The organism is Nocardia sp. NPDC051832, from assembly GCF_040681285.1.
GTDB lineage: Bacteria > Actinomycetota > Actinomycetes > Mycobacteriales > Mycobacteriaceae > Nocardia.
The window spans coordinates 313,244-338,289 of sequence record NZ_JBFAYL010000006.1 but is presented as its reverse complement, the minus strand read 5'-3'; the positions used below and the strand labels follow the sequence as shown (position 1 = coordinate 338,289).

Here is a 25,046-nt window from a genome sequence, read left to right as displayed (position 1 = left end):
ATGAGTGATGAACAGCTCCTCGACTACCTCAAGCGCGCCACCTCCGAGCTGAAACGTGCGCGGCGTCGGATAGCCGAACTGGAATCGGTAGCCGCCGAGCCCATCGCCATCATCGGAATGGGCTGCCGCTATCCGGGCGGGGTGTCCTCGCCGGACGATTTGTGGCAGCTGGTGACCGGCCGGGCGGATGCGGTCGGACACTTTCCCACGGACCGCGGCTGGGATCCCGAGGCGCTCCTGCGCAGTACCACTACTACCGGCGGTTTCCTGTACGAGGCAGCGGAATTCGATGCCGGCCATTTCGGCATGTCCCCACGGGAGGCGTTGGCGACGGATCCGCAGCAGCGATTGCTGCTCGAGGTGTCCTGGGAGGCGCTGGAGCGCGCGGGTGTCGATCCGCTGTCGCTCGCGGGCAGCCGCACGGGTGTCTACCTCGGCGTCATGTACAACGACTACGGTTCACGACTTCTCGATGACTCCGGCGACTTCGCCGGACAACTCCTCACCGGCAGCCTGCCCAGCGTGGCGTCCGGTCGAGTCTCCTATTTCCTAGGCTTGAAGGGTCCGGCGGTCACGGTCGATACCGCTTGCTCGTCCTCGCTGGTCGGCCTGCACTTGGCGGCGCAAGCGCTGCGGTCGGGGGAGTGCGGCATGGCGCTGGCCGGTGGTGTCACCGTGATGTCGACGCCCGATGTTTTCCTGGAGTTCTCGCGTCAGGGCGGGTTGTCACCGGACGGCCGTTGCAAGGCGTTCGCCGCCGAGGCGGATGGCACCGGTTGGGCCGAAGGCGTCGGTGTGCTTGTCCTGGAACGGCTTTCGGATGCGCGGCGACTCGGACACCCGGTCCTCGCGGTGGTGCGCGGATCCGCGATCAACCAGGACGGCGCGAGCAGCGGCCTCACCGCGCCGAACGGGCCGTCCCAGGTGCAGGTCATCCGCGCGGCGCTGTCCGCCGCGGGCCTGCGACCCACCGATATCGACCTGATCGAAGCGCACGGGACGGGCACTCCGCTGGGCGATCCGATCGAATTGCATGCCCTCGACGAGGCATACGGTGCGGGTCGCGCTGCCGATCAGCCGCTGTGGCTGGGATCGGTGAAGTCCAATATCGGCCATACCCAGGCGGCTTCCGGTGTCGCGGGCGTGATCAAGATGGTCATGGCGATGCGACATCGCACGATCCCACCCACCCTGCACATCGACCGGCCGACAACACATCTCGAGTGGAATGCGAGTCCCCTGCGGTTGGCCACCGAGATGATCGCCTGGCCGGAGCAGGGCCGGCTGCGCCGGGCCGGGGTCTCCTCGTTCGGCATCAGCGGGACCAATGCGCACGTCATTCTGGAAGAGGTCCCCGTAGCAGCGGAGGCTGATGCCGGTGGTCGTGTCCGCACGCACGTCCCGGTCGTGGTGTCGGGTCGGTCGGCTGCTGCTGTGCGCGCGCAGGCTGTGCGACTGCTCGATCGGATCGAGCGGGATTCCCCCGTTTCGACCCTCGATATCGCTTACTCCAGCGCGCTCCGCCCGGCACTGGAATGTCGTGCAGTAGTGCAAGGTTCGGGCCGTACCGAGATCATGACCGGGCTGCGCGCACTTGCCGACGGATTCCTTCCGGTATCGACCGCCGCCACCACGGATTCGGTGGTCTGGGTCTTCCCCGGGCAAGGCTCCCAATGGGTGGGCATGGCGCTCGGCCTGTGGGAGTCCATGCCGGTGTTCGGCGCTCGAATGGCCGAGTGCGAGCAAGTATTCGCCGGGCTGGTGGATTGGTCGCTCCGGGAGGCGTTGGCGGATGAACAGCTGCTGGCGCGTGTCGATGTCGTACAGCCGGTGCTGTGCGCGGTGATGGTGTCGTTGGCGGCGCTCTGGCGGTCGATGGGTGTCACACCGTCCGCTGTGGTCGGGCACTCCCAGGGGGAGATTGCTGCCGCGTGTGTGGCGGGGCTGTTGTCGCTCGAAGACTCGCTTCGTTTGATCGTGTTGCGTAGCAAGGCGATTGCGGACGGCCTGTCCGGCCGTGGTGCCATGGCTTCGATCGGTCTGGCTGCCGCGGATATCGCCTGGGACGGGGTCGGCGTGGCAGCGATGAACGGTCCCGCTTCGGTCGTGGTCTCGGGTGCTGTGGAAGCCGTGCACTCCTACGTGGCCGAGTGCGAACGGCTGGGCGTGCGGGCTCGAATCCTCCCCGTGGACTATGCCTCTCATTCGGTCCAGGTCGAGGCGATCCGTGCGCAGGTGCTCGCGGCCGGTCGCGACATCTCGCCGAGTACCGGCGACATCGACTTCTTCTCCACGGTCACCGGCGGCCGTCTCGACGGGTCCGCGGTGGATGCCGAGTACTGGTACCGAAATCTTCGGCAGCCGGTCCGGCTGGCCGAGACGATCCGCACGTTGGCCGAGAGTGGTCGGCGGACTTTTCTCGAGGTGAGCCCGCATCCGGTGCTCATCCCCGCGATTCAAGAAACCGTGAGCGACGTTGTCACACAAGGGACCTTGCGGCGCGACGAGGGCGACTTCGTGCAGTTCCTGCAAGCTATGTCGGCGCTGTACACCGGGGGTGTAGCCGTCGACTGGCGGCCGCTCTTCGAGGACACCGGCGCGCGCCTCGTCGATTTGCCCACCTATCCCTTCCAGCGCCGGCGGTACTGGCTGGATGTACCGCGGCCACTCTTGGGTGCTCCGGTCGTCCTCGCGTCGAGCGAGGGGAGCATCCAGCGCGGGCGACTGTCGGTAGGAACGCACAGCTGGCTGGCTGATCATCGGGTTCGGGGTGAGCATGTCGTCCCTGGAACGGCCTTGCTCGAAATGGTCTGCGGAGAGGAGTGTCTGCTCGAGGAACTCACCTTGCACATTCCGTTGACCCTGCCCGGCGAGGGCACTGTCGAGGTTCAGGTTCATCGAGGGCAGTCGGACGAGAACGGGCGTCAGTCGCTCCATCTGTACTCCCATGACTCTGATGCTGATTGGGTCTTGCATGCCAGCGGGACACTCGTCCCGTCCGCAGGCGGTGGCGTGGTCGCCGACCTGTCCGAGTGGCCACCGCAAGGGGCGCGGGAACTCGACCTCTCGCACTGGTACGACGATCTCGCCACCCACGGCATGGAGTACGGCCCCGCCTTCCGCGGTCTGCGGGCGGTGTGGCTGCGCGGTGCGGAACTGTTCGCGGAAGTCGCCCTACCCGAGCCATTGGTGGATCAAGCACGATGGTTCGGGCTGCATCCCGCGCTGCTCGATGCGGCTCTCCACGCGCTGGGCCAGCGCAACGGTGGCATGGTGCCGTTCTCGTGGAGTGATGTGCGGTCGACCGCCGCATCGCCGAGCGCTCTCCGGGTGCGGATCACTCCGCTGGGGACCGAGTCGGTGGCACTCCAGGTCGCCGACGGAACCGGTCGAGGTGTGCTGTCGGTCGGTTCCCTCACGCTGCGGCCCCTCGGCGTGCAGCGTGCTGATGCCCTGTTCGAGCTCGGCTGGGAACAGGTGCGGGCCGCCGGGGCGGCCCAGCTCTCGGACAGCGTGACATTCGTCAACTGTCCGGTGGGCGAGGGCGACATGCCGGAGCGCGTCCAGGCTGCCGTGTCGGACGTGCTGCGTGACCTGCAACGCTGGCTGGCCGATGAGCAAGGGAACGAATCACGCCTCGTCGTCGTGACGCGCGGTGCGGTAACCCTGGATTCGGCGGCGGGAGACCCTGCGGCAGCGGCGGTGTGGGGCCTGGTCCGGTCCGCGCAAACCGAGCACCCGGACCGGATCGTCCTGGTCGACAGTGACAGCTCCACTGAACCGGGGGCCGTGACCGACCTCCTGCCCGCGATCTTCGCCACCGGTGAGCCGGTCGTGGCCGTACGCGATGGTGCTTTGCATGCGCTTCGCCTGACCCGCACGGCCGGCACCGAGGCCGTCGCAACGTTCCCGGCCGACGGCACCGTACTGATCACCGGCGCTACCGGAACCTTGGGCCGCGCGGTCGCGCGGCACCTGGTCGATGCGCACGGTGTGCGGAACCTGTTATTGGTGAGTCGCCGGGGAATGAACGCCGACGGTGCCGCAGAGTTCGTCACGGAGCTGTCCGCCCACGGTGTCGCGGTGACGGTGGCGGCCTGCGACATCGCCGACCGGCAAGCATTGCGGGATCTGCTGGCAGCGATTCCGCGAGACAAACCACTGTCGGCGGTCATGCATGCCGCCGCGGTATTGGACGACGGAGTGGTCGAATCCCTTACGCCGGAACGGTTCCGGACCGTACTGGCCGCCAAGGCCGACGGGGCATGGAATCTGCACGAGTTGACCATGGATCTCGGGTTGTCGGCCTTCGTGCTGTTCTCCTCTGTCGCCGCGGTCCTCGGTGGAGCCGGTCAGGGTAACTACGCGGCTGCGAATGCCTTCCTCGATGGGCTTGCGCACCTCCGTCGAGCGCAAGGGTTGCCCGCGATCTCCCTGGGCTGGGGATTCTGGGCGGAGCGCAGCGGTCTGACCGGTTCGCTCGAGGACACGGATGTCGCTCGCATGGCGGAAAGTGGTGTGTCGCCGCTCGACACCGATGCGGGATTGGCATTGTTCGACCTGGCGCTCGGCGCGGATCGGGCCCATGTTCTTCCGGTGCGCTGGCACCTGCCCTCGCTTCGTGACAAGGCTCGCGCGGGGACGCTGGCGCCGCTGTTTCGGCGCTTGGTGTCGATGCCGCTCCGGGCGGCAGGCACTGCTGCCCACGGTGAGCACGGACTGGCTGACAGCCTTCGCGCCGCGTCGGCGGTCGAGCGGAGCCGGATCATCCAAGACCTGGTTCGACGCGAGATAGTGGCGGTCCTCAAGCACGATTCGATCGCCGCCATCGATGTGGATACTGCCTTCCGAAACCTGGGATTCGATTCCCTCACCGCACTGGAGTTGCGCAACGGACTTTCGGCTCGGACCGGGTTGCGACTACCCGCCACCCTGGTGTTCGACTATCCGACGCCGAAGGCGCTCAGCCAGTTCATCGATGGGGAGTTGTCCGGCCCAGCCGGCGATGCGCCGATCTCGGCATCGATGTCGCCGGTGTTGTCCTCGGAGCCGGTGGCAATCGTGGGGATGGGTTGCCGGTTCCCCGGCGGGGTGTCCTCTCCGGAGGAGTTGTGGCGGTTGGTGATCGACGGTCGTGACGTGATCTCGACGTTCCCGACCGATCGTGGTTGGGGCGGGATTTTCGATCCCGTGCCCGGTGCGGCGGGTAAGTCGTACTCGAACGAGGGCGGATTCCTTTACGACGCAGCCGAATTCGACGCCGACTTCTTCGGGATCAGCCCGCGTGAGGCGATCGCGATGGATCCGCAGCAGCGGATTCTGCTGGAAACCGTGTGGGAGGCACTCGAACACGCCGGGATTCGGCCTGCGACGCTGCGGGGCAGCGACACCGGCGTGTATGTCGGCGCGATGTATCACGACTACCCGGAGAGCGAAAACGCCGGCGCTATCGTGTCGGGCCGGGTGTCGTATGTGCTGGGGTTGGAAGGGCCTGCGGTATCGGTGGATACGGCGTGTTCGTCGGGTCTGGTGGCGTTGCATCAGGCGGTGGCAGCGTTGCGGTCGGGGGAGTGTTCGCTGGCTTTGGCCGGTGGTGTCACTGTGATGGCGACCCCGGGAACGTTTGTGGAGTTTTCGCGGCAGCGGGGGTTGGCGCCGGATGGTCGGTGTAAGCCGTTCGCCGAAGCGGCCGACGGGACCGGTTTCGGTGAAGGCTCGGGTGTGCTTGTGCTGGAACGGTTGTCCGATGCCCGACGTAATGGGCATGCGGTGTTGGCGGTGGTGCGTGGTTCGGCGATCAATCAGGATGGTGCGTCGAATGGGTTGACCGCGCCGAACGGTCCTTCGCAGCAGCGGGTGATTCGGCGGGCACTGGCCAACGCCGGGTTGTCCCCGGCGGAGGTCGATGTCGTGGAAGCGCACGGCACCGGTACCACCTTGGGTGATCCGATCGAGGCGCAGGCATTGCTGGCCACCTATGGGCAGGATCGGCCTGCGGATCGGCCGGTATCGCTGGGTTCGATCAAATCCAATATCGGGCATACTCAGGCGGCCGCGGGTGTGGCCGGTGTGATCAAGATGGTGCAGGCGCTGCGGCGCGGAATCCTGCCCGAGACGCTCCATGTGGATATGCCGTCCACCCATGTGGATTGGACCACGGGACGGGTGGAACTGCTTACCGCGCAACGTGATTGGCCGGTGGTCGATCGGCCACGCCGCGCCGCGGTATCGGCGTTCGGTATCAGCGGCACCAATGCGCACGTAATCCTCGAACAGGCACCGGAATCGGTGACCGACCCCGACCCCGGCACCGACGCCTGCGCGGACGGGCCGGTGGTGTGGCTGGTGTCGGGCCGGACGCCGGAGGCGTTGGCGGGGCAGGCGAATCGCTTGTCGCACTATCTGCGCGAGCGTCCCGAGGCGGATCCGGTGGATGTGGCGGCGACGTTGGCCGGTCGGTCGCGGTTCGAGCAGCGCGCGGTGGTCGTGGGCGGGGACCGGGCGGCGTTGCTGGCGGGCTTGGACGCGGTGGCCCTGGGGCTGACCGGCGCTGGTGTGGTGTCGGGGACCGCCCGTGGACCCGGCAAGACGGTGCTGGTGTTTCCGGGCCAGGGCGCGCAGTGGCTGGGGATGGGCCGGGGACTGTCGGCCCGGTTCCCGGTGTTCGCGCAGAAGATGACCGAGTGCGATCGGGCGTTCGCCCCGTGGGTGGATTGGTCGCTGCTCGATGTGCTCGCTACCGATGATGCGGGGTGGCTCGAGCAGGTCGAGATCGTGCAGCCGGTCTTGTTCGCGGTGCTGGTGTCGCTGGCGGAGTTGTGGCGTTCGGTCGGCCTCGTTCCCGATGCGGTGGTGGGTCATTCGCAGGGAGAGATCGCCGCCGCCCATGTCGCGGGCGGTTTGTCGCTCGAGGAGGCCGCCCGGATCGTGATCGGCCGGTCGGCGGCGTTGACGGTGCTGGCAGGTCAGGGTGCGATGGTGTCGGTGTTCGCGGCCCTGGATCGGGTGCGGGAGCTGATCGAAGGGTTCGACGGGCTGGCGATCGCCGTGGTCAACGGCCCGGGATCGACGGTGGTATCCGGTGCGATCGAGCAGGTGGAGTCGCTGCTGAGCGAGTGCGAACGCCGTGACATCCGTGCCCGGCGGGTGGCAGTGGATTACGCCTCGCATTCACCCCAGGTCGACCAGCTCCGTGAGCACCTGATGCGGGTACTCGAAACCGGATCACCCACCCGGACCGGATCGTCGCTCGAGCCGGCATCTTCGCGGGCGGCGTTCTACTCGACGGTGACCGGCACGGTCCTGGATCCGACCGAGTTGGATGCGGACTACTGGTACCGGAACCTGCGGGACACGGTGTGTTTCGAGCAGGCGGTGCAGGCCTTGCGCCGTGACGGCTACCGCGTGTTCGTCGAGGCGAGCCCGCATCCGCTGCTGGGCGTCGACCTCGAACAGATCTGTGCCGCTTCGGCGTCCGACGGTGGCCATGAACCGGTGATCGTCGGTTCGTTGCAGCGCGACGAGGACAGTGTTCTCGCGTTCACGCGCTCGATGGCTCGCTTGGCCGTCGCCGGTGTGGATGCGGTGTGGGACGCGATGTCGCCAGGTCGTGGCAGGCGGGTGGAGTTGCCGGGTTATGCCTTTGCGCGGCGGCGGTATTGGCTGACCTCGTCGGGGGTCACCGATGCGGCGTCCTTGGGTCTGTCGGGGGCCGGGCATCCGTTGCTGGGGGCGGTGCTGGCGTCGGCGGATTCGGGCGGGGTGGTGTTGACCGGGCAGTTGTCCCCGGCGACGCAACCGTGGCTGGTCGATCACGCGGTCGGCGGCACGGTGTTGTTCCCCGGGACCGGGTTCGTGGAGTTGGCGATGCGCGCGGGCGCGGAGGTCGGGTGCCCGGTGCTGCGGGAGTTGACGGTGACGACTCCGTTGGTGTTGACCGCCGAGACCCCGGTGCAGTTGCAGATCGTGGTCGATGGACCCGATGGGCAGGGAGACGGTGCGCGCAGGGTGGTGGTGTATTCCCGTGCTGCGCAGGATCCGGAGGCGGAGTGGGTCACGCATGCCGAGGCGATACTCGACCGGCGGGGCGCATTTTCCTCGAGCTCGGTGATCGCCGGTCCGGTGCCGGAGGTGCCCGCGGTGTGGCCGCCGCGTGATGTGGTGCCGGTGGCGGTGGACGGAATGTATTCGGTGCTGGCCGATCTGGGATATGACTACGGACCGGCTTTCCAGGGGTTGCGGTCGTTGTGGCGGCATGGTCAGGAGTTGTTCGTCGAGGCGTCGTTGCCGGATTCGGTGCGCGATGCCGCGGAGTTCGGGTTGCATCCGGCGCTGTTGGATTCGGTGTTGCATGCCGCGGTGCTGGCTGCGGTGGAAACCGATTCCGGTGTCGATACCGGGGTGATGTTGCCGTTCGCATGGTCGGAGGTGACCTTGCACGCGGTCGGCGCATCCACGGTGCGGGCCCGGATCTCACCGACCGGTACGGGTGCGGTCGCGATACAGATCACCGACAGCACCGGACACCCCCTGCTGACGGTCGGGTCGTTGACCTCACGGCCGCTGTCCGCCGGACAGTTGGGCACAGCCACCGCTCGCGACCGGCTGTGCGCCGTGCGATGGACCCCGACCCAGACCACTACCCGGGCCTCGGTGCCGGTATCGCGGGTGTTCACCGCGGTCGCGGACTTCCGGTCCTGGATCAGGGACGAGACCGCATCGGTACCACCGGTTGTGGTGTTCGACCTCCGTGACCGCACCGCAGGCGATGTCGGCATGCCGGGGCGTGTGCGCCGGGCGGTCGCGGGCATGCTGGGCTTGTTGCAGGGCTGGCTGAACGAATCACGTTTCACCGCAAGCACATTGGTGGTGCTGACCGGTGGGGCGGTCGCGCCGGACGGTGCGCGGGTCGAGGATTTGGCCGGGGCGGCGCTGTGGGGGTTGGTGCGTTCGGCGCAATCGGAAGATCCGGGCCGGATCGTGCTCGTCGACACCGACCTGCCCGTCGGCCGCCCGGTCGAGAATCTGGCCGGCGTGCTGGCGTGTGGTGAACCGCAGGTCATGATCCGTTCCGGGGTGTTGCATTCCGCTCGACTGGTCCGGCTCCCGATGGGGGAGGCCGGGGTGGATTCGGGTGTGGTGTCGGCGGTTTCGGCGGGCACGGTGTTGATCACCGGTGGTACCGGTGGATTGGGGTCGATGCTGGCGCGGCATCTGGTGACCGAGTACGGAGTGCGGTCGCTGGTGTTGGCCAGTCGTCGTGGTCCGGCGGCGCCGGGAGCGACGGAGTTGGTCGCGGAGTTGACCGGGTTGGGTGCGCGGGTGCGGGTGGCGGCGTGTGATGTGTCGGATCGGGGGGCGGTGGTGGAGTTGCTGGCCGCGGTTCCCGAGGAGGCGCCGCTGACCGGTGTGGTGCATACCGCGGGTGTGCTCGACGACGGTCTGGTGGTGTCGTTGACTCCGGATCGGGTGGATGCGGTGCTGGCGGCCAAGGCCGACGCGGCATGGCATCTGCACGAGTTGACCCGCGAGCTGGATCCGGCGTTGTTCGTGTTGTTTTCCTCGGTCGCGGGTGTGCTGGGCACCGCTGGGCAGGGCAATTACGCGGCGGCGAACGCGTTCCTGGACGGGCTTGCCGAACACCGCCGTCTCGGTGGACAGGCCGCGGTGTCGATCGCATGGGGCTTGTGGGCGACCGGCACCGGGATGACCGGACATCTCGACGATGCCGATAGCGCGCGGATGGGTCGTGTTGGGGTGCTGGCGATGTCGGACGAACAGGGATTGGCGATGTTCGACGCCGCTGTGGCCCAACAACATGCGGGTGTGGTCGCTGCCAGGGTGGACACGGCTGTGCTGGCCGCCGGTGCACGCGCGGGCACGCTGGCTCCGTTGCTGGAGGGGATGCTCGCGACCAGCCGCGGCAGCACGCCGGGCACGGTGGGTTTGCGGCAGCGGCTGGCGGGGCTGGCGCCGGCCGAACAACAAGCGGTGGTCCTGGACGCGGTTCGCGGTCAGATCGCGGCCGTGCTGGGACACGACAGTGGTGCGGCCATCGATGCGGACCGCAACTTCCGGGACCTGGGATTCGACTCTTTGACCGCGGTCGAGACTCGCAACCGTTTGAATGCCGTTACCGGGTTGCGGTTGCCCGCGACCCTGATCTTCGACTATCCGACAACGGACGCGGTAACCGGGCACATCCTTGCCCAGCTCACCGACACCGGTATTTCCGACGCTTTGGCGCGCCTGGAAAAAGAGGTCATGGAGATGGTCGACAGCAAGACGCTCAGCGACGAATTCTACTCGAAATTATTGAACGTGACCCGCATCGCCAGTCGGGCGAATGAAGATCGGAGCCGGTCGGAGGACATCATGGCCATGAGTGATGAATCGTTGCTGGACCTGCTTTCGGATGAATTCGGCATCTCATGACGACATCGCTGATTCGGCGGGGTATCCCGCACGTGCCCGGCCGCGTGCCGCTATTGGGCGATATCCGCAATATCGACCGCCGTCGCCCGTTGCAGAACGAGATGGCATTGGCCGCGTCGCTCGGTCCTATCTACGAACGCAAGGTCGTCGGGTTGCACTTCATCTATGCCGCGGGCGGCCGGCTCGCTGCGCAGTGTTCGGACGAGCAGCACTGGGAACGGGAGTTGTACGGTCCGGTGACCGAACTTCGGCGATTCATGCCACGTAGCCTGTTCACGGCAGAATCCAGTGATCCGCTATGGGGGCAAGCACACCGCATCTTCACGCCGGCATTCACGCAGACGGCGATGCGCCGCTATCACCACGCGATGCAGTGGATGGCGGATGATCTCGTGGCGGAATGGTCCGGCGGTTGTGGTGTCGTCGACGTGCATTCGGCCATGACACGCGCTACGGGGGAAGCTATCGGCCGTGCCGGATTCGGCCGGAATCTGGGGCTTTTCGGTGCTACCGCCGACGGCGCCGCGTCTCGTGCGTTCTTCGATGCCATGGCGGCCATGCTGCGAATGACCGCGGACGCCGGCAGTCAGTTACCCGGGATCGGCATCCTCCGCAGGTGGCAACGTGAGCCCACGGTGCGCCGCCATATCAAGCTGCTGAACGGATTCGCGGACGATATCGTCGCCGATCGGGTACAGCATCCGACGGACGACGAAGACCTGCTCAACCTGATGCTCACAGTGCGCGATCCCGAGACCGGTCAACGGTTGCCTCCGGAAAATCTACGCGCGCAACTGTTGACCTTCCTGGTCGCCGGGGCCGAGACCACGGCAGCGTTGCTGGAGGTGGCGTTGCATTTCATCGCCGCCGACCGGCAGCTGCAGGACGAGCTGCGCGCCGGGATATCCGCGCGCGGAGGGTTCGATTACCAGGCTGTCACCGGGATGCGGCTGGTTCGGCACGTCCTCAACGAGTGCCTGAGATTGTGGCCACCGGTACCCGGCTACCTCCGGAAAGCTCGCAGCGACCAAAATCTCGGTGGTTATCGGATTCCTGCCGGGCAAACGGTTTTCGTCCTGGCTCTGGCCGCGCAGCGGGACCGAGAAGTATGGGGTCCGGACGCCGGCGCCTTCGATCCGTATCGCTTCGAACCCGACCGGCTCCGGGCCAATCCTGAGCGATTCTTCCAGCCCTGGGGCGTCGGGCCGCGCAGCTGCATCGGTCGTCAGTTCGCGTTCCAGCAAGCCACATTGCTGATCGCTCGAATCCTGTCGGATTTCGAATTGACCACTGATGGTGCACCTTTGGTGATCAACGAACACGGAACTATTCGGCCCGCGCCCTATCGGCTGAACATACGGCGACTACACGGAAGCGTTGAGAAATGACAGAAATGAAGCAGCATCATCGAGTCGAGTGGTCCATCATTCCCACTCCCGCGTCGTTGCCCGAGGTGGCGCCCTGCGACTGGGCAGAAGCGCTGAATGGGCCCGACAGTGACACGGCCCAGGTCATGGTCCTGGACTGCCGTAGAGACGAATCCGGCTCGCTACCAACGGATACACCGGCCATGACAGCGAAAGTGTCAGCGGCTCTGCGGTCCTGGTCCGGACAACGACGCTTCGATTCCAGCCCATTCCTGGTACTGACGCGCGGCGCGACCGCGGTATCGACCGACGAGGTCGTGCACCCGGTGGGATCGGCGATATGGGAGCTGGTGGCGTCGGCGCAATCCGAGCATCCGGGGCGGATCGTGCTCGTCGACACCGACTCCGCCGACAAAGGTCTCGGAGATCTGATGGGACTCATGGCAGTACGGAACATGACCGTCACCGCGATCGCCAGCGCCGAACCTCAACTCGCTATCCGCGGACACACCCTGCATGTGCCTCGAAACACCGGCGGCCACACGCCTACCGCAGCGGCCGCTCGATCCGCCGAGCCAACTCTGGTACGCATGTTCCGGCAAGCGATCGCGGACGACAGGTTCAGCGACGGCATGGAGATGCTCCTCGCGGCCGCGCAACTTCGCCCGATGTTCGATCAGCACACGGCGGGAATCCCGAAGAGTATCGGACTCACCGGCGGCACGCCCAACAACAGTGGCGGAGATGTCTTGCCGCACATTGTCATGATCTGCACCCCGGCGTTTCTCGGCGGATATATCCAGTACATTCTGCTCGCCGCCCACCTGGGCGCTCATCGCCGTTTCTCGGTTGTCCCGCTGTCGGGTTACGAGCCGGATGAGCCGCTGCCCGAGTCGCTCGACGCCGCCATCGACAGTATCGCCAAGACCGTCCTCGACACCGTGGGCGACGACGAATTCGTCGTGGGTGGCATGTCGGGGGGCGGGAACCTCGCCCACGCCACCGCGGCTCGCCTCCTGGAACAAGGCAATACCCGGCTGCAGGGATTGATCATCTTCGATTCCTTTATCGCTCCCGAGGCGAATGAGCGCCAAATGGACACCGCGCGTGACGCCGTGGTCGATACCGACGCGTCGATCCCCGATCTCGCCGGCTTCACCAGCGAACGGTTGACCGCGCTCGCGTGCTGGATCGACCTGCTGCAGCAAATGGAGTGCCCGCCGGTCGAATGTAAGTCGCTCGTCATCAAGTGCACGAAGCCGTCACCGGCGAACAACCTCCACGAGTGGCCCATAGAAAGCTGGTCGACAGCACAGACGGTCCGGACCATGGACGCGCAGCATGTCGAATTGTGCAGCACCGAGGCGCATACGACCGCACAGCTGGTCGACCAATGGTTGAGCCAGGAATAGAGGTTTCGGCGATGGTCGATCAGCAGAAGCTGCAACATCTCCTGCGCCGGGTCACAACCGAGCTGCAGGAAAGCCGGGCCAAGCTGCGGGAGCTGACGCAGGCGGGCTCGGAGCAGGTGGCGATCGTGGGTATGGGGTGTCGTTTTCCGGGCGGTGTGGGGTCGCCGGACGATTTGTGGCGGCTGGTGGTCGAGGGCCGGGACGCGGTCTCGGCGTGGCCGTCCGATCGGGGGTGGGATCGGTCGGCGGACAAGTCGTATGTGCGGGAGGGCGGGTTTCTCCACGAGGCGGGCGATTTCGATCCGGAGTTCTTCGGGATCAGTCCGCGTGAGGCGCTGGCGATGGATCCGCAGCAGCGATTGCTGTTGGAGACGGTGTGGGAGGCGTTGGAACACGCGGGTATCAAGCCGGATTCGCTGCGTGGCAGTGACACCGGCGTATTCGCTGGTGTCATGGGGCAGGCCTATGGCGGCACCTTCGACGTCGGGGCCGATCACGGACCGGAGGGGTATCGAATGACCGGCTCCGCACTGAGCGTGGTGTCGGGTCGGGTGTCGTATGTGCTGGGGTTGGAAGGGCCTGCGGTATCGGTGGATACGGCGTGTTCGTCGAGCTTGGTGGCTTTGCATCAGGCGGTGGCGGCGTTGCGGTCGGGTGAGTGTTCGCTGGCCTTGGCGGGTGGGGTGACGGTGATGGCGACCGCGGGAACGTTTGTGGAGTTTTCGCGGCAGCGGGGGTTGGCGCCGGATGGTCGGTGTAAGCCGTTCGCCGAAGCGGCCGACGGGACTGCGTTCGGTGAGGGCGTGGGTGTGCTTGTGCTGGAGCGTTTGTCCGATGCCCGCCGTAATGGGCATGCGGTGTTGGCGGTGGTGCGTGGTTCGGCGATCAATCAGGATGGTGCGTCGAATGGGTTGACCGCTCCGAACGGTCCGTCGCAGCAGCGGGTGATTCGGCGGGCGCTGGCCGATGCCGAATTGTCCCCGGGCGGTGTTGATGTGGTGGAGGCGCACGGTACCGGTACCACCTTGGGTGATCCGATCGAGGCGCAGGCATTGCTGGCCACCTATGGTCAGCGTGATCGTGATCTGGAACCGGTGTGGTTGGGTTCGGTCAAGTCCAACATCACGCACACTCAGGCGGCGGCCGGCATGGCCGGTGTGATCAAGATGGTGCAGGCCCTGCGGCACGGGGTGCTGCCCAAAACCTTGTATGCGGATGAGCCGTCCACGCACATTGATTGGACTGCTGGGCGGGTGGAACTTCTTACCGCGCAACGTGATTGGCCGGTGGTCGATCGGCCGCGCCGTGCCGCGGTGTCGGCGTTCGGTATAAGCGGCACCAATGCGCACGTGATTCTCGAACAGGCACCGGAATCGGTGACCGATGCCGGTAGTGGCGGGGCTGGCCCGGTGGCTTGGCTGGTGTCGGGCCGGACACCGGCGGCGTTGGCGGGGCAGGCACGGCGGCTGCGGGATTTCGTGGCCGGTGACCCGCTGCTGGACGTGCACGCTGTGGCGCGGTCGTTGGCGTGTCAGCGGTCGCGGTTCGACCACCGTGCCGCGGTGGTAGGTGCGGACCGCGATCAACTACTCGAGGGGCTGACCGCGCTGTTGGAGCAGGCTCCGAGGCCTGCCGTGGTTACCGGCGTAGCCGGAGCGCCACGCAAAACCGTGCTGGTTTTCCCTGGCCAGGGCTCGCAATGGCTGGGCATGGGCACAGAGCTGCTGGACTGTTCGCCGGTGTTCGCCCGGAAGATGGCCGAGTGTGCTGCGGCGTTCTCGCCGCTGGTGGAGTGGTCGTTGTTCGACGTGCTCGCCGGTGCGGAAGGTGCGCCGTCGCTGGAGCGCGTCGACGTGGTTCAACCGGTGCTGTTCGCGGTGCTGGTGTCGCTGGCCGAGCTGTGGCGCTCGGTCGGCGTCGTTCCGGACGCGGTGGTGGGTCATTCCCAAGGCGAGATCGCCGCGGCGTGCGTGGCCGGAGCGCTGTCCCTCGAGGATGCCGCTCGGGTCGTGGTGCTGCGGTCGGCCGCCCTGCTCGCGGTGACCGAGCCGGGTGGCATGGCGGCGGTGTCTCTGCCCGCCGACGAGATCGCCACGCTACTGGCCGGGTACGACGAATTGTCGGTGGCCGCGAGGAACGGCCCGCAGGCGACGGTGGTGTCCGGTGCGGCCGCACAACTCGAGGATTTCCTGCAAGTCTGTGCGCGCGAGAATGTTCACGCACGCCGGATCCCGGTGAACTACGGCTCGCATTCGCCGCAGGTCGATGCGCTCCGTGCACCGCTGCTGATGGCACTGGCCGGAATTCGGCCCGGACCGGCACGAGTTGCGTTCTGGTCCAGCGTGACCGGTGCCGTGCTGGACGGCTCCGAGTTGGACGCGGACTACTGGTTCCGGAATCTACGGGAACCGGTGCTTTTCCAGCAGGCGGCGCAGGGCCTGCTGGCGGAGGGGTACGGGGTCTTCGTCGAGGCCAGTCCGCATCCGTTGCTCACCATCGGTCTCGAGCAGATGGTTGACCTGCGGGTGGCTGCCGACCCGGTGACCGTGGTGGGTTCGCTGCGCCGTGACGACGGGAGCATGGACGCTTTCCTGCTGTCGGCCGCGCAGTTGGAAGTGTCCGGCGTGCAGGTGGATTGGGCAGCATTGCTGGGGCCTGCTCCTGCGGGCGGGGTGGCTTTGCCGACGTATGCGTTTGCGCGGCGCAGGTATTGGCTGGATGGCGACGCGAGCAGTGGGGACGCGTCGTCGCTGGGGCTATCGGCGGCTGATCATCCGTTATTGGGCGCAGTGGTGGTGTCCCCGGACGGGGACGGTGTGGTGATGACCGGCCGCGTCGGCTCGGCGACCCATCCGTGGCTGGCCGATCACGGAGTCGGCGGGTTCGTGCTGTTCCCAGGGACCGCTTTCGTGGAGTTGGTGTTGTACGCGGCAGCGGAAGTGGGTTGTGCACTGCTGCGGGAGTTCACAGTGCTGACGCCGCTTGTGCTGCCCGACGAGGCCGGGGTGCAGCTGCGGGTAGTGGTGGACGATGCCGACGAGCTCGGCTGCCGGTCGGTGTCGGTGTATTCCCGCGCGGAGGCCGCCGACTGCGGGTGGATGCTGCACGGACAGGGTGTGCTGGGTAGCGAGGGCGTGCCGGAACTGGACCCGGGTTCGGTGGTGTGGCCGCCCGATGGCGCGGTCTCCGTGCCGGTGGCTGGTCTGTATGACCGGTTGGCTGCCGCCGGTGCCGAGTATGGATCGGCGTTTCAGGGATTGCGATCGGTATGGCGTTGTGGTGCCGAACTATTCGTGGAGGCAGAGCTGCCCGAGACGTCGACCGATGTGTCGCGGTACGGGCTGCATCCGGCCTTGCTGGAGTCGGTGCTGCACGGCCAGCTCGTCGATGTCGATCCCGACCCGGGGCGGGTGAGGTTGCCATTCCGCTGGCAGGGGGTGGCTTTGCACGCGACCGGAGTTTCGCTGGTGCGGGCGCGTATCACGCCGGTGCCTGGCGATATCGGTGCAGTATCGATCCAGGTCGCCGATGCGGCCGGCCGGATGGTGTTCACGACACAGTCCTTGACTGCGCAGGAGGTATCTTCAGCACAGCTGAACGTTTCCTCGGTGCAGGGCGGTTTGCATGGAGTGCGGTGGACGCCGATAGCGGCGCGGGCTACCTCGCCCGCTGATGCCGAAACCTTGACCAGTGGTGAAGAATTCGGTCGCTGGGTGCGGAACCAGGAAGGTCCCGTACCCGCGGTCGTCGTATTCGATCGTGGCGTGGCCGGTGCCGGTGCGGATGTCCCGAGTCGTGTCCGCGAGGCAACGCATGAGATGTTGCGGGTCTTGCAGGCCTGGATTGATGGGTTGCGTTACACGGCAAGCACTTTGGTTGTTGTTACTCGTGGTGCGGTCGGCCGGGCCGGGCAAGATGTCACTGATCTGGCAGGATCGGCGGTCTGGGGTCTGGTGCGTTCGGCGCAGTCGGAGGCTCCGGGTCGAATCGTGCTGGTCGACACCGACACTGCTGAGCTGACCGCGGAAAGTCTTGCGGCGGTGATCAGTTCGGGCGAGCCGCAGATTGTTATCCGTGCTGGTGTCATCCATGCGGCCCGATTGATCGGGCTACCCGCTCGAGCCGGAGATACCGGGAAGATCGCCCGCACGGCGGCCGTCGACTTGTCGAGGCCCGCCGCGACTGGCGTGGTGTCGGCTGGGACGGTGCTGGTTACCGGCGGCACCAGTGGTTTGGGTGCGGGTGTGGCGCGGCATCTGGTGACAAACCATGGGGTGCGGTCGCTGGTGTTGGCGAGTCGTCGTGGTGCGGCTGCGCCGGGAGCGCCGTTGCTGGTGACGGAGCTGGGTGAGCTGGGTGCTCAGGTGCGGATCGTGGCCTGTGATGTCGCAACTCGCGAGGGTGTGGCCGAGTCGTTGGCGGCGGTGCCGGACCAGTTCCCTTTGACGGGTGTGGTGCACGCGGCCGCTGTGCTCGATGACGGCATGATCGCCGCACTGACACCGGATCGGATGGACGCGGTGCTGGCGGCCAAGGCTGATGCGGCATGGCATCTGCATGAGTTGACCCGCGATTTGGATCTGGGGTTGTTCGTGCTGTATTCCTCGGTCGCGGGTGTGCTGGGTAATGCGGGGCAAGGCAACTACGCGGCGGCGAATGTGTTCCTGGACGGGTTGGCCGAGCATCGGCGTGCGAGTGGACTGGCCGCGACTTCGATCGCGTGGGGGTGGTGGGCTTCCGACACCGGGATGACCGAGCGCCTTGCTGATATCGATACCGCTCGGTTGGGTCGTGCCGGGCTCGCACCCATCGCGACGGAGCAAGGTCTGGCGATGTTCGACGCTGCGATCGTTCAGGACCGGGCCTGCGTGGTCGCGGCACCGCTGCACCATGCGGCGCTGGATGCGCAGGCCAGGGCGGGGACATTGACCCCGATGCTGCGGGAATTGGTTTCGAGTGCGCGACGTCGTTCGGTGCCGGAGCTGTCGCGGGAGCAGAGGGCAGGTGTGCGCGAGCGGGTTTCAGCGCTGGCGGAAGCCGAGCGACTGCCGATGCTGCTGGGCGTGGTGCGAGCACAGATGGCGATCGTGCTCGGCCATGACGGTCCCGACGCGATCGATCCGGCCGGCAACTTCCGGGAGTTGGGCTTTGATTCGCTGGCCGCGGTCGAGGCCCGCAACCGACTCAATACGCTCACCGGCCTACGACTGCCGGCGACCGTGATCTTCGACCATCCCACACCGGCCACCCTTGCTCGATACCTACTGCACGAACTACTCGAGTCCCATGGGGCGACGTCGGGCGCGCCGACGCGGTCGCCGGAGGCAACCCGAGAAGGCACCGACCTTCCGGCGGCAGCACCCGTGGCTCCCGACCAGAGTCTGGTCGGTGTCATCCGGCAAGCGATCGAAAGCAATAGGCTCAGCAGCGGTTTGGCGTTCTTGCGAGCGGCGGCGAAACTGCGTCCGGCGTTCGACCAATTCACCGGCGGAATGTCGACCGGCATCGGAATCAGTGGCGGTTCGCCCGGCAACAGTGCCGGGGATGTGCTGCCGCACTTGGTATTCATTGCGTCCCCGGAATTCCTCGGCGAATCCATTCAGTACACGGAGCTTGCCGCCGATCTGGGCGGCCACCGCCGTGTTTCGGCTATCCCGCTGTTGGGATACGCTCCGGATGAGCCGCTGCCTGCTTCGCTCGATGCCGCTATCGACAGCATTGTCGAGACGGTCCTCGATACGGTGGGCCGGGACGAATTCGTCCTGGGCGGTTACTCGGTAGGCGGAAATATAGCCCACGCGGCGGCAGCTCGGTTGGTGGAACAGGGAAATGACCGGCTGCAGGGTCTGGTCATCCTCGACGGCTTTATCGGGCGCGTGGCGAATGAATATCAGCTGAACGGCCGCGGGCGCCATCTGCTCGAAATAGACGCGACGACACCCGACCTCGCCAGCACACGGTTGACCGCATTCGGCTGGTGGTTCGACCTGGCGATGCAGATCGAGCACAAGCCCCTTGAATGCACGACGCTTGTCGTCGAGTGCACCCGATCGGCCCAGGTGCAGCAGGGCATCGATTACCGGCCGATGGAAGCGTGGTCAACCACGCAGACGGTCCAGACCGTGGATGCGGAGCATGTCGCGCTGCGCGGTGCCGAGGTCGGAGCAACGGCACGGTTGATCGGCCAATGGCTTACGCATCTGAGCATCCGACCTATTCAGTGAGAGAGTAATGATGAGCACAATGACAACTCAGCCGGATCACGAGATCGTGGTGATCGGGGCGGGTCCCGGCGGTATCGCGGCGGGCGTACTGCTCAAACGCGCGGGGATCGAAGAGTTCACCATCCTGGAACGCGCGGGCGAGGTCGGCGGCAGTTGGCGCGACAATTCCTATCCGGGGATCAGCGTGGACGTACCCGGGCTCATTTACCAGTACTCGTTCGCTCGTAAGGCCGATTGGCCGACGGCATTCCCGACAGGTGCCGAGGTTCAGGCATATCACCAGGATGTCGCGCGCCGCTTCGGTCTCTATCGGCATCTGCGGTTCCACACCGAGATCGTCCGCGAAGTATGGGACGAGAAACACCGTCGATGGACGTTGCACACCGCTGCTGACGAGATCATCACGGCCAGGTTCGTGATCAGTGCGGTCGGTGCCTTTCTGCGTCCGAAAGCCGAGGGCATCAGCGGTCTCGATGATTTCACCGGCACGGTGCTGCGCCCGGCCACCTGGGACCATGCTCTCGACCTGGCGGGTAAGCGCGTGGCAGTGGTCGGTACCGGCGCGAGTTCGGTGCAACTCACGCCCGCGATCGCGCCCGAGGTAGCTCACCTCGATGTCTATCAGCGGACGCCGGTGTGGTGCATGCCCAAACCCAACTCGCCGGTCCCGCGCTGGTTCCAAGCCGCGCTGCGGGTGCCAGGCGTGGCCGCGGCCCTGCGCGGGATGATGTTGCTGGGGTTGGAACCCATTGCCAGACTGGCCACGATCATGCCCTTGGCAGTGGCGAAACCGATGATGGCCGCATTCGATTCCTTGGCCAAGCGGGCCTACCGACGGTATCTCCGGCGGATCATCGACGACCCCGAAACGGCCGCCGCGCTGACACCCGACTATGGACCCATGGCGAAGCGCGTCACCCTGTCGGCCGGATATCCAGCGGTGTTCAATCGCGACAACGTCGGTCTGGTCGCCGACGACATCGAGCGGATCACCGAGCAGGGCATCCTGGCCGCCGATGGCACCGAGCGCAAATACGACATCATCGTGCTGGCTACCGGTTACGAGATGTACACCGATCCGGAAAGTTACGTCGAAGGCGCCGTGGTCGGGCGGGACGGATTCGATCTCGGCCGGTTCTTCGGAGCCCATGGCGTACAGACCTATGAGGGTGTGGCGGTGGCCGGTCTGCCGAACCGCTGGATGCTGGTCGGACCGTACACGATGGCCGATATCGGATGGCACGGGATGGTGGAAACGACTGCCTCGCACGCTATTCGAGCGATAGTGGAGGCGCGCCGCCGCCGTGCGTCGACTGTCGAGGTGAGCGAACAGGCGCACGCCGCGCACCATGCCGAGATCCGCCGGCGTGGTCAGGTGCTTCGGTACTACGTCGAGACGCAGAACAAGGGTACGCGAACCTACTACCGCAACTCGCACGGTGACGTGGCGTATTTCCGGCCTGCCGGTGCTCTCGAAACACGGTGGCGTGGCAGGCATTTCCCGTTCTCCGACTACCACTTCGACGCGAACCAGAGCCGCCTTGGCCCGCGGAAATAGCGGGCACCGGCCATCGATTTCGAGCAATACGGGGGCAATGATGGGCGAACTGTCCACGCACACAGCATCTTCAACGGCCGAGCAGCCGCCGATCACGTTGGCCACGCCACTACGGCTACCGTGCGGCGCGGTGCTGCCGAACCGCTTGGCCAAGGCCGCGATGAGCGAACACATGGCGGACTGGGACCTCACCCCCGGCGCCGAACTCGCGCGGCTGTATGAACAGTGGTCGCTCGGCGGTTCCGGGCTACTGCTGACCGGCAACGTCATGATCGATCACGTGTCCAGAGAAGCGGCCCGTAACGTCGTACTCGAGGACGGCGTGCCACTCGAGCCGTTCCGGAATTGGGCCGAGGCCGGGACGGCAGCGGGCAATCACTTGTGGCTGCAACTCAATCATCCCGGCCGGCAGACACCGCGTGCGATCAACCGAAACCCGGTCGGGCCGTCGGCGGCTCCCGCTGTGCGCAACTTCCGGATGGGCCGGTTCGGCGCGCCCCGCGCGCTGACCGACGCCGAAATCATCGGAATCGTGGCCCGATACGCCCGTGCCGCCGAGCTGGCTCGCGAGGTCGGTTTCACCGGGGTCCAGATCCACGGTGCCCACGGTTACCTGATCGCCCAATTCCTCTCCCCGCTGACCAATCTGCGCACCGACCGGTGGGGTGGTCCGTTGCTTCGCCGCGCTGAGTTCGCCCGGCAAGTCGTCGTTGCCGTCCGCGATCGGGTCGGACCGGACTTCCCGATAGCGATCAAACTCAACAGCGCGGACTTCCAGCGCGGCGGCTTCGGCGAGGACGACGCGCTGGCAGTCATGCGGCTGCTGGCGGGCGCGGGTATCGACCTGATCGAGATCTCGGGTGGCACCTACGAAACCCAGGCCATGCTGGGGGTCGAGTCCGCCGAGCGGACCCGCGACCGCGAAGCCTATTTTCTCGATTTCGCCCGCACCGCACGGCGCGAGACCACCGTGCCGCTCATGGTCACCGGCGGGTTCCGCACCGCGACGGTGATGGCGCAGGCGCTGGCCGAGCGGGCTGTCGACGTCGTCGGTCTCGGGCGTCCGCTCGCCGCGGACCCCGCGCTCAGCGACAAGATGCTGCGCGGCACCTCGGCGGGCTGGGTATCACCGCGGGGTAGCAAGAAGTCCGATCCCATTGCCGAGGGCGGCTTCGCCATGGCACAAATGTTCCGGATGGGGCGCGGCCTAGCTCCCGATCCGACCATGGGCACCTTCCGGATCACCAGAGCGATACTGGGCCGGATGATGGCCGATCACCTCATCTACCGCGCCCGTCGCCGCACCGTCCGCCACCGTTAGGCACTCGGGCTGCTACCTCGCCGACGATGCCGAGGGGCTCGGGCACGCCGGACGGCCCGAAACGCAACTGTTGTTGGGAAACTCGGTGACCCAATGGAATCCGCTTTGTCGCAGGGTGAAACGGTCCGTCTCGTAACGGGTCAGTTCCATCGTTACCGGATGTCCATCCACTGCGCCGTTGAGCCGCAGCTGGTTCGGGGCGGCGCGCTCGACGTCGAAGCTCGCCCACGGTAGGACAGCCTCGGCAGCATTCCAGGAGTGCAGTGTGAGTCGCCGTGTGTCGGCGCTGATCTCCGCCCGCACAGGCCGGAACCGATCGTCCATCGTTTGGACATCCGCGGTGGTGCGCTGGTCGAAGACCACTCGACGCCAGCGAATTTCATCGCCGAGCACGGCCGGTACCGATTGACCGTCCTGGAGGAAAGCACTGACCTCCCAGATCCCGTACAACTCCGATCTGGACTCGCGCTGCTGCCAGGACGCGGCGCTGCTGACCGTGCCCGCTCCGATCAGCCAAATCAGCAGCCCGACCTGAAGGCGCGCCGCGATCCGTCGTCCGTTGGCGGTACGGGGTGTCGGGGCGGTCGACGGTCCGGCGGCCTCGCCCAGCAGCACCGTCGTGATCCGGTGCGCCTCGGGAGCGACCAATACCAGCGCCATGAGCAGGACGTGGAACGACAGAATTTTCACCGGTACGTCGTAGGTCATGTTCAGGATCCACACCTGCGTCGCGCCGACCACGCTCAGCAATGCCCCGGCCACGGCCGTGCGCGGCACGAGAAGCAGTACGCCGCAGAGTATTTCGGCGATCCCGAGCAGGCTCTCGTAGACCGGCGACACGCCGACCTGGCTCCACAGCACGCCCATCGGCGTGGAATCACCGAACGGCTGGAGCAGCCGGGTCAGTGACGGCGACGGCATTTGGAGCGGAAAGGCTTTGACGAAGCCGTAACTCAGCATCGTCCCCGCCAGGCATACCCGGAGCGAGACCAGCAGCCAGCCGGCCGCCGTGCGGTATTCGGTGCGGCCGCGGTCCAGGACACTCCACATCGCCGTGGCGGCCACCGCCGTCACGAGAACGCAGAACGACAGCACCCAGTCATAAGCCGTATCGCCGCTGCCCGAGTCCCGGTGTACGACCGCCGTGCCGAAAACCGTGCGCCCCACCCATTCGACCACCGGCTGCGGCCATTCCGCGGCGATCGGCCCCCACCACACCGCCAGCCCCGGAAACTCCAGGATGACTTGAGACAGCAGCGCGAACAGGCCGAAATACACCAGTCCGAATCGGACCAGAATCCTGGTGGCCGGTCGCCAACGCTCCTTGTCCGGCCGCTCCTCGGCATCGACGCTCTGCTCGATGGTTCGAATGCTCATGCGCCGGTCCCTTCCCCACCAGGGCCATTCCCCGTCCGCAGATCGAATCGCAGTGCGGATTCCGCGCACAAGACGGCTCGTCGAATCAGCCGCTGATCTCCGCGGAATCTCCACACACCGTCGCATTCCCGCGTTTGCGGGTCCGCGCAGACGAAGGTTGTCTCAGTGGCCGGTGATCCGAGCCGCAAGCAGCTCCCCGGTGTACTCGGGCGGCATGGCGTGCACGCAGAGCCGGTCCCAGAGCCGGTAGTAGGCCTCGAGATCCGTCCGCTCGCAGAGGAATTGGGTATCGGTGGCGTGCGACAGGTGGACGACGTCGTCGAGGTCGGGGCTGTCGAAGCGGAGCAGGGTGAAGGGGACGGCGCTGATCGCGGGTCCGCCGACGTAGTCGGGCACGATCTGGATGGTGACGTGTTTGCGGTCGGCGGCGCGGGCGAGGAAGTCGAGTTGGTCGCGCCAGACTTCGGTGCCGCCGAATGGTCTGCGCAGGACGGCCTCCTCGATGACGGCCCAGAGTTTCGGCGGATCGGGCCGATCCAGGATCCGCTGTCTGCGCATGATGTGTTCGACCCGCTGTTGGATCCGGGCAGTCGATGCGGGACGAGCTATCGCCGACACCGCGTGTGCGTAGGCGGCGGTCTGCAAGAGATCGGGTACGACACCGGCTGTGTAGCAACGCAGCATCGACGCGGCGTCCTCCGTTGCCGGATAGGTGTCCCAGCGGTGTGCTGGATTATCCTCGGCGCTGTTTTCCGCCGCGGTCTGAACACTCACGATATCGGCCGTCGTCACGGAGCCTCCTGCCACCGGAATGATCGCGTAGCAGATTGTGCCACAACGGCTTTGAATATTCGGAATGAGACGAGATGCAATTACATCTGTAAGGAACGCCGAATTGTTTCGTGTTGCCGCTGGTCGAACTCGTGCTGACACACCGCGTGCACGAACGCCGTGTATTCGGCGTGATCGAAACAGAGCTCGGCGGTTCCGATCGACGACCTGTCCTGCGGGGATGCGCCGAATAGATAGTGCCCGTCGGCCTTGCGGATGATCGTCAGAAACCGCCGGACCGGTGTGCCCGCGCGGATCGCCGCCTGCACGGCCTCGAACTGGTCGTGGTTCAAGGTCAAGCACTGCTCGGGCGGTACCGGGGTATCGGAGGTACCGGCGGGATCGGCGAGTTTGTCATCCCAGAGCAGGGTTCGGTGCTCGTCACGGAAGACCATGACACAGGCTTGTTGTGGTGAGCTGGCGCTGGCCTTGCGGAATTGTCCGGCGGTCGGTGTCGGCGACATGATGGCTGGATCCTTTCGAACTGCGCCCGGCGGCCTCGGTGCCGCCGGGCGCCTTCTC

General features: G+C 66.3%; 9 protein-coding genes. 6 read left to right on the top strand and 3 right to left on the bottom strand.

The annotated features are described in order from the left end of the window. From AB0M14_RS33880 to AB0M14_RS33855, 6 genes are all read left to right on the top strand, one after another. Entirely contained in the window at positions 1-10,434 is a 10,434-nt protein-coding gene (locus tag AB0M14_RS33880; protein WP_365002877.1) for a type I polyketide synthase, read from the top strand. Beyond that, complete coding sequence (locus AB0M14_RS33875; RefSeq protein ID WP_365002874.1) at positions 10,431-11,822, top strand: cytochrome P450; 1,392 nt, start codon at positions 10,431-10,433, stop codon at positions 11,820-11,822. Before AB0M14_RS33880 ends, AB0M14_RS33875 begins: the two co-directional genes overlap by 4 nt. Positions 11,823-12,256: 434 nt before the next feature. Next, on the top strand, positions 12,257-13,213 hold the full coding sequence (locus AB0M14_RS33870) for a thioesterase domain-containing protein (RefSeq protein ID WP_365002871.1): 957 nt from the start codon (positions 12,257-12,259) through the stop codon (positions 13,211-13,213). Between the two features lie 11 nt (positions 13,214-13,224). Beyond that, positions 13,225-19,437 (top strand): SDR family NAD(P)-dependent oxidoreductase, encoded by a 6,213-nt coding sequence (locus tag AB0M14_RS33865; RefSeq protein ID WP_365002868.1) that lies wholly within the window; start codon positions 13,225-13,227, stop codon positions 19,435-19,437. A gap of 19 nt (positions 19,438-19,456) precedes the next feature. Further along, positions 19,457-20,995 (top strand): NAD(P)/FAD-dependent oxidoreductase, encoded by a 1,539-nt coding sequence (locus AB0M14_RS33860; RefSeq protein ID WP_365002865.1) that lies wholly within the window; start codon positions 19,457-19,459, stop codon positions 20,993-20,995. A gap of 130 nt (positions 20,996-21,125) precedes the next feature. Next, positions 21,126-22,316: an NADH:flavin oxidoreductase/NADH oxidase family protein gene (locus AB0M14_RS33855; RefSeq protein WP_365002862.1), complete on the top strand. Its 1,191-nt coding sequence runs from the start codon at positions 21,126-21,128 to the stop codon at positions 22,314-22,316. A 12-nt stretch (positions 22,317-22,328) separates the two neighbouring features. Here the strand turns inward: AB0M14_RS33855 and AB0M14_RS33850 are convergent, their stop codons facing one another. The 3 genes from AB0M14_RS33850 to AB0M14_RS33840 all read right to left on the bottom strand — a co-directional run bounded on the left by AB0M14_RS33850 (position 22,329) and on the right by AB0M14_RS33840 (position 24,988). Beyond that, a complete protein-coding gene (locus AB0M14_RS33850) occupies positions 22,329-23,693 on the bottom strand; it encodes a DoxX family protein (RefSeq protein ID WP_365002859.1) in 1,365 nt (454 codons plus the stop codon). Positions 23,694-23,855: 162 nt separating this feature from the next. Then, complete coding sequence (locus tag AB0M14_RS33845; RefSeq protein WP_365002856.1) at positions 23,856-24,485, bottom strand: DUF5753 domain-containing protein; 630 nt, start codon at positions 24,483-24,485, stop codon at positions 23,856-23,858. An 80-nt stretch (positions 24,486-24,565) separates the two neighbouring features. Continuing rightward, complete coding sequence (locus AB0M14_RS33840) at positions 24,566-24,988, bottom strand: hypothetical protein (protein ID WP_365002853.1); 423 nt, start codon at positions 24,986-24,988, stop codon at positions 24,566-24,568. Between the last annotated feature and the right edge of the window lie 58 nt (positions 24,989-25,046).

Coding starts and splice junctions, on each gene's coding strand:
- AB0M14_RS33870 (WP_365002871.1), top strand. CDS start 12,257: ATGACCGTCACCGCGATCGCCAGCGCCGAACCTCAACTCGCTATCCGC.
- AB0M14_RS33880 (WP_365002877.1), top strand. CDS start 1: ATGAGTGATGAACAGCTCCTCGACTACCTCAAGCGCGCCACCTCCGAG.
- AB0M14_RS33850 (WP_365002859.1), bottom strand. CDS start 23,693: ATGAGCATTCGAACCATCGAGCAGAGCGTCGATGCCGAGGAGCGGCCG.
- AB0M14_RS33865 (WP_365002868.1), top strand. CDS start 13,225: ATGGTCGATCAGCAGAAGCTGCAACATCTCCTGCGCCGGGTCACAACC.
- AB0M14_RS33875 (WP_365002874.1), top strand. CDS start 10,431: ATGACGACATCGCTGATTCGGCGGGGTATCCCGCACGTGCCCGGCCGC.
- AB0M14_RS33840 (WP_365002853.1), bottom strand. CDS start 24,988: ATGTCGCCGACACCGACCGCCGGACAATTCCGCAAGGCCAGCGCCAGC.
- AB0M14_RS33860 (WP_365002865.1), top strand. CDS start 19,457: ATGACAACTCAGCCGGATCACGAGATCGTGGTGATCGGGGCGGGTCCC.